This is a genomic window from Paenibacillus sp. FW101-FHT12H11 (assembly GCF_058790355.1).
Genome location: NZ_JBYTCO010000006.1, coordinates 333,878 through 346,637 on the forward strand (window position 1 = coordinate 333,878; position 12,760 = coordinate 346,637).

Annotated in this window: 11 protein-coding genes; 8 read left to right on the plus strand and 3 right to left on the minus strand. The window is 46.9% G+C overall.

From position 1 onward, the window contains the following. The first annotated feature begins 100 nt into the window (after positions 1-100). From AC3WTJ_RS21250 to AC3WTJ_RS21260, 3 genes are read left to right on the plus strand one after another with little or no spacing between them, the layout of a single operon-like run. Positions 101-844 carry a (Fe-S)-binding protein gene (locus AC3WTJ_RS21250; protein WP_157322853.1) on the plus strand — a complete coding sequence of 248 codons (744 nt, stop codon included), beginning with the start codon at positions 101-103 and terminating at the stop codon, positions 842-844. Then, positions 831-2,348, plus strand: coding sequence for a LutB/LldF family L-lactate oxidation iron-sulfur protein (locus tag AC3WTJ_RS21255; protein WP_492523526.1), 1,518 nt, complete (start codon positions 831-833; stop codon positions 2,346-2,348). The genes AC3WTJ_RS21250 and AC3WTJ_RS21255 overlap by 14 nt, the downstream gene beginning before the upstream one ends. Next, the gene (locus tag AC3WTJ_RS21260; protein ID WP_492523527.1) at positions 2,341-3,087 is read left to right on the plus strand and encodes a LutC/YkgG family protein; all 747 of its coding nucleotides are present in this window, start codon (positions 2,341-2,343) and stop codon (positions 3,085-3,087) included. Before AC3WTJ_RS21255 ends, AC3WTJ_RS21260 begins: the two co-directional genes overlap by 8 nt. Before the next feature lie 133 nt (positions 3,088-3,220). Here the strand turns inward: AC3WTJ_RS21260 and AC3WTJ_RS21265 are convergent, their stop codons facing one another. Further along, positions 3,221-4,084 carry an aldo/keto reductase gene (locus AC3WTJ_RS21265; RefSeq protein ID WP_492523528.1) on the minus strand — a complete coding sequence of 288 codons (864 nt, stop codon included), beginning with the start codon at positions 4,082-4,084 and terminating at the stop codon, positions 3,221-3,223. Between the two features lie 337 nt (positions 4,085-4,421). Between AC3WTJ_RS21265 and motA the strand changes: the two genes are divergently transcribed. Beyond that, positions 4,422-5,216, plus strand: coding sequence for a flagellar motor stator protein MotA (gene motA, locus AC3WTJ_RS21270; protein WP_492523529.1), 795 nt, complete (start codon positions 4,422-4,424; stop codon positions 5,214-5,216). Next, positions 5,213-6,019, plus strand: coding sequence for a flagellar motor protein MotB (gene motB, locus AC3WTJ_RS21275; protein WP_492523530.1), 807 nt, complete (start codon positions 5,213-5,215; stop codon positions 6,017-6,019). Before motA ends, motB begins: the two co-directional genes overlap by 4 nt. Before the next feature lie 63 nt (positions 6,020-6,082). On the opposite strand, the gene AC3WTJ_RS21280 is transcribed toward motB, so the two are convergent. Further along, positions 6,083-6,844, minus strand: a complete 762-nt coding sequence (locus tag AC3WTJ_RS21280) for a DUF1836 domain-containing protein (protein ID WP_492523531.1) — start codon at positions 6,842-6,844, stop codon at positions 6,083-6,085. A gap of 241 nt (positions 6,845-7,085) precedes the next feature. Between AC3WTJ_RS21280 and AC3WTJ_RS21285 the strand changes: the two genes are divergently transcribed. Together AC3WTJ_RS21285 and AC3WTJ_RS21290 are read left to right on the plus strand one after the other, a co-directional pair. Next, the gene (locus AC3WTJ_RS21285) at positions 7,086-8,381 is read left to right on the plus strand and encodes a hemolysin family protein (protein ID WP_492523532.1); all 1,296 of its coding nucleotides are present in this window, start codon (positions 7,086-7,088) and stop codon (positions 8,379-8,381) included. 118 nt (positions 8,382-8,499) lie between these two features. Next, positions 8,500-9,339 carry an MBL fold metallo-hydrolase gene (locus AC3WTJ_RS21290; RefSeq protein WP_492523533.1) on the plus strand — a complete coding sequence of 280 codons (840 nt, stop codon included), beginning with the start codon at positions 8,500-8,502 and terminating at the stop codon, positions 9,337-9,339. Between the two features lie 62 nt (positions 9,340-9,401). Here the strand turns inward: AC3WTJ_RS21290 and AC3WTJ_RS21295 are convergent, their stop codons facing one another. Next, positions 9,402-11,399 (minus strand): methyl-accepting chemotaxis protein, encoded by a 1,998-nt coding sequence (locus AC3WTJ_RS21295; protein ID WP_492523534.1) that lies wholly within the window; start codon positions 11,397-11,399, stop codon positions 9,402-9,404. 288 nt (positions 11,400-11,687) lie between these two features. Here AC3WTJ_RS21295 and AC3WTJ_RS21300 point away from each other — a divergent pair, with 288 nt between their 5' ends. Continuing rightward, a complete protein-coding gene (locus tag AC3WTJ_RS21300) occupies positions 11,688-12,614 on the plus strand; it encodes a phosphate ABC transporter substrate-binding protein (RefSeq protein WP_492523535.1) in 927 nt (308 codons plus the stop codon). Positions 12,615-12,760 lie beyond the last annotated feature (146 nt).

Genomic DNA, 12,760 nt, shown 5'->3' on the forward strand with positions numbered 1-12,760 from the left:
CTTCCATCTCCAGTATGTTCGCTTTCGTACTGAGGATGGTTTTTTGTATAACCACCTGCCTCTGTGGGGGGAACGATGCAGGAAGGGAGTCAGCTGCAACATGAAAGTATCGATGTTCATAACGTGCCTCAGCGATCTTGTCTATCCCAAGGTTGGCGAGTCTATCGTTCATTTACTTGCAAAATACGGAGTCAAGCTAGACTTCCCGGCGAAGCAAACCTGCTGCGGCCAACCCGCGTTCAACAGCGGTTATTGGGATGAGGCGCGAGGCTCTGCGATGACGCTGCTGGAGGCTTTTGAAGACAGCGATTTTGTCATATCGCCTTCGGGTTCCTGTACGAGCATGATTCACCATTATTATCCGAAGCTTTTTGAAAATGACCCTGTTAATCTAGCACGCGCGAATCGGCTCGTTGAGAAAACCTATGAGTTCACGCAGTTCCTCGTGCAAGTGTTAGGGGTTACGGATGTGGGAGCCGTATTCCCGCACAAAGTGACCTACCATCCTTCCTGCCATGGCAGCCGGTTGCTGGGGGTTAAGGCTGAACCGATGCAGCTAATGCAGCATGTTCGCGGCATGGAACTGCTGCCGCTTCCTCATGCCGAGGATTGCTGCGGGTTTGGCGGTACTTTTGCGGTGAAAATGTGCGATATATCCGGGGCGATGGTGTCCGAGAAATCCGACCACGTCCTGGAGACGGAAGCCGAAGTGCTCGTTGGGCTCGATATGGGCTGTTTAATGAATATTGCCGGTAATTTATCGTTTCGAGGAAAACCTGTCAAGGTGATGCATCTGGCGGAATTATTGGCTGAGGGAGTGAAACTTGCCCATGAGCGAGCATAAACCTGGCGGGACGGTGAAGGAAAGATCCAAAATTGCGCTGAACAACGATTTTTTGCGCAATGCGGTGAAATTCACGACAGAACGATTGAAGAATGGGAAGCTGGCTGCGGCAGCCGAGCATGGCAATTGGGAAGAGTGGCGTGAACGCGGACGAGAAATTCGGCTGCATACGATTGCACATCTCGACTACTATCTTGGCAAATTTGTTGAAAATGCAAGGGCCCAAGGGGTGCATGTCCATTTCGCTGCCGATGCGGCGGACGCGGTTAAGCTAACGATGCAGATTGCCGAGCACAAGAAGGCGAAAAGCGCCGTGAAATCCAAGTCGATGGTTTCCGAAGAGCTGCATATCAACCGTGCGCTGGAGCAAATCGGCGTAGAAGCGATTGAGACGGACCTTGGTGAATATATCATTCAGCTGGCTGGCGAAACGCCGTCGCATATCATTATCCCGGCGATTCACAAAAACCGGTACCAGATCGCGGATCTGCTGTCTGAAGACGCAGGAGAGAAGCTGGAGCCCGATACGGGAATTTTGGCCGGATACGTACGCAGAAAACTCAGGGAGAAATTCCTTGAAGCTGACATCGGGATGACAGGCTGTAATTTTGCCATTGCCGAAACAGGTTCGATGGTGCTCTTTGAAAATGAAGGCAATGCGCGAATGGTCAGCACGATTCCGAAGACACAGATCACCTACATGGGGATGGAACGCATCATTCCTACGCTGGACGATCTTGAGGTCATGGCGACGCTGCTGCCTCGCTCTGCAACCGGGCAGAAACTGACGGTGTATATGTCCGTTATTTCCGGGCCGCAGCGCAAGCAGGACGGCGATGGCCCCGAGGAGATGCATATCATCATCCTCGATAATGGCCGCTCTCTGCAGCTTGGTGATCCAGAGTTCCAGGAATTGCTGAATTGCATTCGCTGCGGCGCTTGCTTGAACGCCTGCCCGGTGTACCGCCATATCGGCGGTCATGCCTATGGCGGCGTTTACAGCGGTCCTATCGGCGCGGTGCTTACGCCGGCCTTGAATAAAAATGTCGACCAGTGGGACGACATTGCGAGTGCCTCCAGCCTTTGCGGGGCGTGTTATGAGGCTTGTCCGGTCAAAATCCCGCTGCACGATATGCTCGTCTATCTCCGCCAACGCAAAGTAGAGCGGGGCTCGACGGATTTAGCGGAGAAAGTGGGGATGAAGGGCTTTAACTTCCTCATGTCCGACGCCAAGCGGGTGAAGGCGCTGATTAAACTCGGTCGAGTTGGTCAAAAGCTGCTCGTTCGGGATGGCCATATCAAAGCGCGGATTGGTCCGCTCAAAGGCTGGAACTCGTATCGATATGCGCCAAGTATGGCGAGCAAGACATTCCGCGAGTCGTGGAAAGACATCGAGCAGGAGCTGGAAGGAACGTTCCCTGAGCTTGACGCGGTCATGAAAGCACGAATGGAGAAACTGGTGGCTGATCGCAAAAACGGCGGAGGAGGACATCATCATGGCTAAATCAGATCCGGCATTTCTGCAGCAGTTGCACGAAGAAGCTCTCAAGAAGCAGGAATCCTTCTTTGCTAATATTTCGACGCGTCTGGGCCGAGCAAAGCCGCTCCAGAGCGCTCCGGCACATCCGATGAAGGGGGCTCCAGCTTTTTGGGAGGAAGTAAACCTCCCGCTGGAGGAGCGCATTCAGCTCTTCATGGCGAACTGGCAAAAAGCAGGCGGACACACCTATCGGTTGTCGGGGATGGCAGAAGCGCAAGCTTTTATCACGGATTTTATCGCTAAAACGCAAGCGAAAAATCTGATCATGCAGGATCAGCCTGAGCTGGAAACGCTGCGCGCCAGCCTCTCGGCCGGCACGGAAACGAACATCACCGTGTGGAACGCCCAGGACGCTACACCTGAGGCTAAAGATGAGCTGGTCGTTAAGGCCGCCGGCGCAGATATCGGGATCGTGGCTGTCGAGCATGCGGTCGCATACACGGGCTCGTTAGTCGTCACGTCCGACGCTACGCGAGGCCGAAGCGTTAGTCTGCTCCCGACGACGTTCATCGCGATCATCCCTGTGGATCGTCTGCGGACGAAGCTTGGCGAGGTTCTGCGTCCTTTCGACGAGCTTGCCTTAGGCGAGCGGCCGGCCGGCATTCATTTCATATCAGGCCCGAGCCGGTCAGCCGATATCGAGAACGATTTGACCATTGGGGTACATGGTCCAGGTATCGTGTATGCACTCATTATTGAATGAGGTATCGTAAGCTTTCCCAACGATTGACGCCAAAAGTAAAGGAGCTAAGCGCCTTCAAGCCGCTTAGCTCCTTTACTTTTGCTGTGCATCTACCCTAAAAGGACGACGAAGGTGTTTATCCTTGTGCGTCTATCTAACGAACATACCATTCCCCGGACACCCAGTCGGTTGATTTCCAGCGCAGGACATCCGGATTAGCCAGATGCATGATCTCTTTCAGGAAGGACAACTGCTCAAGGTCCGTCATAGGTTTGAAGCTCTTGGCGATAGCCAGGTTCTGCTCCAGCTGCTTCATCGATTCCATGCCGACGATGGCCGTGGAAATCGGTAGAGAGAACGTGTATTGCAGCGCCTTCTCGTACCACGGAGCAAGCTTGCCAAGCGCCATCACTTTCATGCCGATCACGGCGATGCCTTTCTCATTCGCTTTCGGCAGGAATTCATGCGCGAAGCTGTATACGAGGTGGTCGGCGGCGGAAAGAGCCACAAGCGCGCTATCGAACGGGTACCGGTCGATGGCTTCGAGTTGTACACGGGGATTCGTGTGTCCGCTGATCGAGATATGCTTGATCAAGCCTTGGTCTTTCGCTTCAATCAGCGCTTCCAACGCACCGCCTTTGGCGAAGCATTTGTCCAGCTCTTCCATTGTCATGATGTTGTGCAAGCGCCATTCTTCCACATGATCGGTTTGCAGTCTTTTCAGGCTCTCTTCGAGCAGCTTCAAAGAACCGTCTCTTGTGCGGTCGTTCGTTTTGGTCGCTATCCAGACATCGTTTCTGCGGCCATGGAGTGCCAAAGCTTTGCCTAGTCTTTCTTCCGATTGGCCTTTTGAATAACTCGGCGCCGTATCGAAATAAGTGATGCCTTCGTCAATCGCGCGATTCACGATCGCAATAGCCTCGTCTTCCGTACAGTTATGCTCGTCTACGATGCGTTGTGCGCCAAAGCTGAGCAGTGGAAATTGCTGCCCCGTCCGGCCGAACATTCGTTTCTCCACGTTCATCTCTCCTTATGTATGAAGATTGCTTGTTTCTTTTCTATCGTTTCCACAAAGGCTGCCAGATCATACCAACTTCCTTCAGATTTTGCTGATATCGATTTTAGCAGGAGTTATCTCTCCTTAAGTATAAATTAGGTAAGAGAGAGACGCCAGATTTCGTCATTCCCCTTTGATATTCACAAAAAATACATGACCAAAGTCCTAATTATCTCTCTAAAGTGATTGTAATTTATAGCAAATAAACCTATCATTATGTACAAAGACAGTATTTTTGTCGAATTATGGAATGCGTGCTACATGGCTTTTATGACTAGAGAAAAGAGGGTGTCGGCATATGGAGAAATCATCTTTAATTGGAATTGTTTTAGCGCTTATATCGATTGGTGTGGGCATGGTGTTAAAAGGGGCAAGTTTGGTGGCGCTTTTAAACCCCGCGGCTGCGCTGATTATTTTCGGAGGAACCGCTTCAGCCTTGTTTATCGCGTTTTCTTTAGAGGAAATAAAAAAAATTCCGACCTTATTGAAAATTATTTTTACCGAACAAAAATTAATGCCTAAAAAAGAACTGATCAATACGTTTATCGAATGGGTATCCATCACACGCCGTGAGGGCCTTCTTTCTCTGGAAAAGCAAGCGGAAGAGCTATCGGATCCTTTTATGAAAAGCGGAATGCGTCTCATTATTGACGGGAATGATCCTGATTTCGTACGCGATGTCCTGCTTGAGGATATTGCAGAAATGGAAGCAAGACATAAGAAATATGCGGGAATTTTTACGCAAGCCGGTACATATGCACCAACACTTGGCGTTCTTGGCGCCGTTGTAGGTTTGATTGCTGCCCTTGGGAACTTAAGCGAAGTAGAGAAACTGGGGCATTTGATTTCCGCTGCATTCGTGGCCACAATGTTTGGTATTTTCCTTGGTTATGTTATTTTTCACCCCTTCGCGAACAAGCTGAAACAGAAGTCGAAGAAGGAAGTTGAAATCAAACTCATGATCGTCGAAGGTTTACTATCCATTCAGTCCGGTGTATCCGCCAACTCTGTGAAGCAAAAAATGATGATCTTCGTAGCGAACAGCGACCGCGCATCGTATGACGAAGAGCCGAAAGGGGAAGCCGCTCAGTGAGTAAAAAGAAGAAGCATGAGGACCATGAAGAACACGTTGATGAATCCTGGCTTATTCCCTATGCGGATTTGCTTACTTTGCTTCTAGCTCTTTTTATCATTCTATTTGCATCCAGCCAGTTGGATTCGAAGAAGTATAACTCGATTATGAGGTCCTTGAATAATGCGTTTACGGGTGGAGAAGCGCCATTCGCGGTATCAAATTTGATCCCGATTGACGACGCGGCGAACTCGACCAGGAACAACAATAAGAATCAGAACCCGCCGCCGAAGGAGCCGAGTCATACGGACAGTCAACTGGCTGCGAAGCTGCAAAAGGAAGAAAAGGATCTGGAAGAACTGAAGAAAAGCATGGATGCTTTCATCAAAGAAAATCAGTTGAACGAGCAGCTAACGACGAAGCTGGATAACGAGAAACTGACGATTACCATCAGTGATCGCGCGTTGTTCGACTCGGGTTCTGCGACCATGAAGCAAGATTCTCAGAAGCTGGCTGTTTCCATAGCAGGCATGCTGGCGAATTACCCGGGCTATCAGGTTGAGGTGGGCGGGCACACGGATAATATCCCGATTCACCGAGCGGATTTTGAAACCAACTGGGATCTTAGTGCCAAACGGTCCGTTAATTTTATGAAAATCTTATTGAATAATGGTAAAATCGACCCTTCCTCGTACTCTTCAGTCGGATACGGGGAGTATCGCCCCATTGCTTCGAATGATACAACAGAAGGCCGCTCCCAAAATCGCAGGGTTGAAGTAAGTATTCTGCGCAACATTAAGGCAACGGATGAGATTGCGAAATAACGTTTTACAGAGAAAGGCCAAGAACCGATGAATGGTTCTTGGCCTTTTTTGTCCATGCTATCTTTATTTAAAACTGTGCAGAAATACCATGCCGTTCACATATCGTCTTGCCAAAGAGTTAAAACTGGACGAATGGACGGAAATGATAGCGACATGAATGGCATTTTTGAGCATCTCCTGCTCCTTGGCATTCGCATGCGGGCAATGTGATACGGCGTACTCATGTGCAGCATCATCCAACATTTGATCCCACTTGGAGATAAAATCCTGACTATTTCCCACGTAATTTCTGTAACGAGCATCCAATACTTCGTACAGCTCCGAATAGATCGAATAAAACTTAAGAGGAGTAATGGTTTGTTCTGCGCAGCTGTAGGATGTAGAACTAAATAATATATGGAACAATTTGCGGATGGAGTCATAGTCCAACGAAGAGCGCAGGTCCTCAATGATGAAAAACAAAGCGACTTGTTGAAGGGAATATTTCTTTCCATCCTCAGGAAGTCCGATCAGTTCTTTGAAATCACGTTTCACCCAGTTCTGAATAGAGGTAACACTAAATTGTGTAAACTCTACTTGAGTACCAAGTGCAACGATATCGCTTAAAGAGAAAGCCGGCTTAATCTCCGACTTGATCATTTTCTCAATGAGGGGAGGAAGCGTCGTCGATAGAAAGGCAGACATGGATTTTCCCTGCTCCAAATCATTCTCATGCTGAATTCGCCATGTGTCTTGCAGGATAGCCAGAGGTGATTTCTCTAGATGACCACTCAAAGACAACATTAAATCAGCCATATCTTTGCGTCTAAAAGTTAATGTTTCCATATTGACATCACCTCGTCTGTGATTGAACAGTTCATATGAACTTATAATAAAATACGGTTTAAGCCATGTCAAAAGGAAAGATTTCATGAGAAGGCCGGCATCTGCCAACGATTTCCCCCAATAAAGTAAAAAATAATCGATTATGGCTTAAAACGAACTTTGTTTGTTTCATCATATTATATTAGAATAGTTCATATGAACTGTTTATAAGAATAATTCATTTCGTAAAGGATGAGTTGCCATGTTGTTGAATCTATTTTTAATTGCTTTGCTCATTTTATTAACCGCTTTTTTCGTGGCTACCGAATTTGCAATCATTAAGCTCCGTCCCAGCCGTGTTGAACAGATGGTACTTGAAGGCAGTAAGAACGCGCTTGCCGTGCAGAAGGTAACAACAAATCTCGATGCTTACTTGTCCGCCTGCCAACTGGGAATTACAATCACAGCTCTCGGTCTTGGTTGGTTAGGGGAGCCGACCGTTGAGAAATTGCTGCACCCCTTATTCGAACTATTAACCATAAGTGACAGCTTGTCACACATCTTATCCTTCGGTATCGCTTTTGTTTTAATGACATATCTTCATGTTGTTCTGGGTGAACTTGCGCCAAAGTCGCTTGCCATTCAAAAAGCTGAGCAAATCGCAGTGCTAACAGCACCTATTATTGTTATTTTCCACAAAATCATGTACCCATTTATTTGGCTGCTTAATGGATCTGCGAATGGCATGATCAAATTGCTCGGTATGAAGCCGGCCAGCGAACATGAAGAAGCCCACTCCGAGGAAGAGATTCGCCTAATTCTTCAGGAAAGTTACCAAAGCGGCAAAATTAATAAAACAGAATACGGCTATACAGATCGAATTTTTACATTTGATGAGTTGTTAGCTCGTGAAATCATGGTTCCGCGGACCGACATGGTCTGCTTATACGCTAACAAACCGTTAAAAGAGAATCTGGAGATCATTAAGCGAGAACAATATACCCGTTTTCCTGTGGCCAAAGAGAATAAGGATGATATTATTGGTATCGTGAATACCAAACAGTTTTTCTTGAGTTATGATAACAATCCTAATTGTGATTTTACCGCGTTACTGCAGCCTGTTATGACTGTGCCTGATGTCATGCCCATCAAGCAGCTATTGAAGAAAATGCAGCAAGAACAGGTGCATATCGCGCTGTTACTGGATGAGTACGGCGGTACTGCCGGCTTAATCACCATTGAGGACATCCTTGAGGAGATCGTCGGTGAGATTCGGGACGAATTTGATAAGGATGAGAAACGGGATATTGAAAAGCTGGATGCCAACCGATTTTTGATCAAAGGAACCGCGCTAGTAAACGAAGTCAATCATTATCTTGACTCGAAACTGGATCATGAGGAAGTTGATTCGATTGGCGGATGGCTGTATAGTAAGCAACCTGAGCTGGAAAAAGGCAAACCATGGGATTATGAGGATTTGACCTTTATCGTTCGGGAGAGGGATGCCAACCGCATCCGTAAGATAGAAATTATAAGAAAACTTCCGCAACAAATTTAAGACAAAAGACCAATCTGCGCGAAACGCGAAGCAGATTGGTCTTTCTTATGATGGTTCAGATAATCCGAATCGGTAAAGGAGATGATAATAGAAATCCATCTGAAAAGGGGCAAGACAATTGGAGTCAACCTACGAGCATACACATATCCCGTTAACGACCGTATCAAGCGGGGAAGGCCGCGAAGTGAGTATTGATATGTACTGCTACTGCATTCAGTTCGTTAATATATGTTTGATCGGCAATCCAACCAGTAAATCGAAGACATGGTTTCTGGTCGACGCCGGAATGCCGCATTCCGCGGACAACATCATTCAGCTGGCGGAAGATCGTTTTGGGACAATGACGAAGCCGCAGGGCATTATTTTGACTCACGGACATTTTGATCATGTCGGTGCGCTTGTAGAACTGCTTAAACATTGGGATGTGCCTGTGTACGCGCATGAGCAGGAAATCCCGTATTTAACAGGAAAAGCAAATTACCCCGAAGGAGATTCAACGGTGAACGGGGGACTCATGAGTGAGCTTTCTCCGTTGTTTCCGAATCATGGCATCAACCTCGGGGATCATGTAAAGGCGTTGCAGGAGGGAGGCTCCATTCCTGGTCTGCCTGATTGGCAATGGATACATACACCGGGACATACGCCAGGCCATATTTCGCTTTTCCGGGAAAAAGATCGCTCATTAGTCGCTGGCGATGCTTTTGTCACCGTAAAACAGGAGTCGCTCTACCGCGTGCTTCTCCAGACGCAGGAAATCAGCGGTCCGCCGAAGTATTTTACGACCGATTGGGAAGCTGCGGCAGCCTCCGTCAAGAAATTGAATGAACTTCACCCGAGCATCGCTGTGACCGGACATGGCACACCGATGCGCGGGGAAGAACTGACGAGTCAATTGGCGAACTTGGCTGACCATTTCAACGAAGTTGCAATGCCGGAAGAAGGGCGTTTCGTGCATTAAAAGAGGCTCTCCCACAAGTCATCAAGTGACTGAGGGAGAGCCTCTATTTTCAACTATGCAGGTTATCCGATAAGTACGGGCTCTTTTTTATCCTTCGAATTTGCCTCCGCTGTCTTTGTATCGGCTTCAGCTTCCTTACCTTCTTTCGCTTCCTTCGCATGAGCGGCATCGTCCGAAATCGTGGTTACGTCCTCTTTAGTCACTGTAAAGTCTGCTTCAATATGCTCAGGGCTCTGTCCGTCACCGTCAATCTCACGATGATCTTCTGCATCTTCATCGATAGATGTATGATCCTTATCTGCGCTATCCTGACCATTCGCCATTTCTTCATCCGCTTCAATGATTTGGAACTTACTAATCTCTGCGAATAATCGGTCTGCCAATGCGAGAATGTCATCGGACTCTTCCGCAATGCGGCGGATGGACGCATCCTGCTGGATGGAAGTGGAGTTGACTTCCTCTACGCCGGCCGCGGTTTCTTGGGCAATCGCCGCCACGAACTGAACGGAGCCAACAAGCTGATCGTTCTTGGACCGCGCTTGTTCGATTTTCGAATGAATATGCTCAATCTGCTCCTTGATGCCGGTCATGGAATGCTCGATGCTCTCGAAAGAGCTGAGCGTGTCCGCAACACGATGATTCTGGGTAACCGCAGAATCTTTGGCTTCCAAGAGCGAGCTTTGCAGCTCTTGGATTTGTTTCTGCAGCGCCTGCGTAATGCCGCTGATCGTCTTGGACGAATCGTTCGTCTGCTGCGACAGCTGACGAACCTCATCCGCGATCACGGAGAAGCCGCGGCCGTGCACGCCGGCCCTAGCCGCTTCAATCGCGGCGTTCAGGGCCAGGACGTTCGTTTGCGTCGATATCTCCGTAATCGAACGTGTAATGGCGCCAATCTGCTTTGAGCTGGCGGCTAAGGTCTGCATGGCTGCATCGACTTTATGCAGCACCTCTTGCGACTGTTCGGACGATACCTTCAACGCACGGATATAACCTGTGCCTTGCAGCGTACCGGCTGCGGCCTCATCGCTTGCTTTTATCATTTCATATGTATAAGCGGTAATGTCCCGAATCTCCGCTTCCAACTCTGTAATGATCAGGGAACTGGACTCGGTTTGAATGGCCTGCTCATCGGCCCCGTGTGAAATTTCATTGATTGCTTTCAAGATGTCCGTGTTCGCGGAAGCCGTAAGCTGGGAGAAACGATGAAATTCATGCGAGTGATCGCTTAAAGAAGAGGCGATTTGCTTCGTAGCGTAAAGCATATGACGCACTTGGCGGATCATATGGTCGAAGCTTTGGCTGAGTTGACCCAGCTCATCTTTGGATGTGGCATTGATCGTATGTGTTAAATCTCCTGCCGCGATAAGCGAAACGGCTTTTTGCAGTTTTTGAATCGGCCGGATGAAAGAACGAATCAAGAAGAAAGCAATCAAAACTGTAATCACTAGCACAATGATAGAGGCGTACATCATAACCAGACTCGTGCTGTCCAAAGCTTTGGTGGAGGACACGATGGCTTGATCAGCCGACTCCGCATAGGTCAAATAGAACTTATCGACTAGATCAAAGATCACAGTTTTCAGATCCTGAGACTCATTGTAGAGATACATCAGGTTGATTTCTAAATCCTTAGTGCTCGTACCATTATTAACTTGAATCATTTTGGCGGCAGAATCAAAGTTATTAATGTAGTCAACGGAGGCTTGGATTAATTGGCTGCGCCATTTTAGCTGATCAGGCGTAGAGGCGGTATCTCCTATTTTTTTAATATAATCATTGAAAGGCTGGCGTTTGGCATTGTACTTAAATATGTATTCTGGTTTCTTCGAAATCTCCAATCCTGACGCAATAATGTTCATGTCTTGGACCATTTCCTTTAGTTCCAATGCCATTACTTTGAGTTCGACCTTGTCATTCTGATCATTCATATGTTGTTTGATTTGGCTAACCTGATGAAGATTGAAATAAGCAACAGCCAGAAAAATCAAGAGCACCCCGCTGAAACTGACGATTAATTTGGCACGCATGGTCATGTTGAAGAAAAATAATCGGCTCACATTCATCCCCCCATAAATAGACAAGATATGACGCGTTTCTTGTTTCTACTTATAAATATAGGATGCTTCTATTAACTAAAGCGTCGAACTGTGTAAATAAGATGTAAAATTAACCATACAAGTCTATCAAAAGTCCTATGAAAAAGTTTTACATTACGTTTACGTTTCATGGGTTTGGATTTTACATTCGATTGTTACGATGTATTTGTAAGTTAGTTGCGAGGAACAAACAAGGAAATCGAAACTAACCAGAGAAGCAACATAAAATAAAAGGAGGACATGCTGACTATGTTCAAGTTCATGTCGAAAAAAGGAATTACATTAACACTATCCGCGGTATTGATGATGGGGTCATTGGTTGGATGCGGAGCAAAAACAGAAACAAAAACAAATGGCGCTTCCGCTACACCTGCTGCAACAACAGCTGCTTCAGCGTCTGCAAAGCCTTCTGATACACCTAAAACAGAACTTACCGGTACAATCACAGCTTCCGGTTCAAGCGCATTGCTTCCACTGGTTAAACAAGCGGCAACTGAGTTTATGGAAAAGAACCCAAAAGTAACGATCAACGTTACAGCTGGTGGTTCAGGCACAGGAATTAAAAACGTAGCTGACGGCACTTCCGATATCGGTAACTCCGATGTAGAAGCAGCAGCTGAATATAAAGATAAAGATCTTAGACCAAATAAAGTAGCGATTGCTCCATTCGCATTCATCGTTAACAAAGATGTAAAAGTAGATAATGTTACTAAACAACAAGCTGCTGACATTTACATGGGTAAAATCACAAACTGGAAAGAAGTTGGCGGTAACGATGCGAAAATCGTTCTTGTACACCGTCCAGATAGCTCCGGTTCCCGCACACTTGTGAAAAACATCATCCTTGATGGTAAAGATTTCACGAAAGACGGTATTACACAAGAAAACAGCGGCGCTATGAAAACAGCTGTTGTTGGTCAATCCGGTTCCATCGGTTATGTAGATACTCCTTACATCGACGATACAGTTAAAGCTTTGAAAATCGATGGCGTAGCCTTCTCCGAAGATAACATCAAAAACGGTTCTTACAAATTGTATGGTGTTGAGCTTATGTACACAAAAGGTGAAGCAAAAGATCCAGCAAAAGCTTTCATCGCATACATCATGAGCAAAGATTTCCAAGGTAAACAAGTTCGTGATTTGAAATTCTTGCCTGCTGATTTGCTTTCTAAATAATAGGATTTCTCATCAAGAGCGTTCGCATCATGCGGGCGCTCTTTTTGCTATATTAGATCTCCTATCAATAAACTTTTACATTGTCTTTACAATTCATTAACGATGCAATGACATTCATGTCCTATCATAACAGTATGACATGTTAG

Coding starts and splice junctions, on each gene's coding strand:
- AC3WTJ_RS21250 (WP_157322853.1), top strand. CDS start 101: ATGAAAGTATCGATGTTCATAACGTGCCTCAGCGATCTTGTCTATCCC.
- AC3WTJ_RS21255 (WP_492523526.1), top strand. CDS start 831: ATGAGCGAGCATAAACCTGGCGGGACGGTGAAGGAAAGATCCAAAATT.
- AC3WTJ_RS21260 (WP_492523527.1), top strand. CDS start 2,341: ATGGCTAAATCAGATCCGGCATTTCTGCAGCAGTTGCACGAAGAAGCT.
- motA (WP_492523529.1), top strand. CDS start 4,422: ATGGAGAAATCATCTTTAATTGGAATTGTTTTAGCGCTTATATCGATT.
- AC3WTJ_RS21280 (WP_492523531.1), bottom strand. CDS start 6,844: ATGGAAACATTAACTTTTAGACGCAAAGATATGGCTGATTTAATGTTG.
- AC3WTJ_RS21285 (WP_492523532.1), top strand. CDS start 7,086: ATGTTGTTGAATCTATTTTTAATTGCTTTGCTCATTTTATTAACCGCT.
- AC3WTJ_RS21300 (WP_492523535.1), top strand. CDS start 11,688: ATGTTCAAGTTCATGTCGAAAAAAGGAATTACATTAACACTATCCGCG.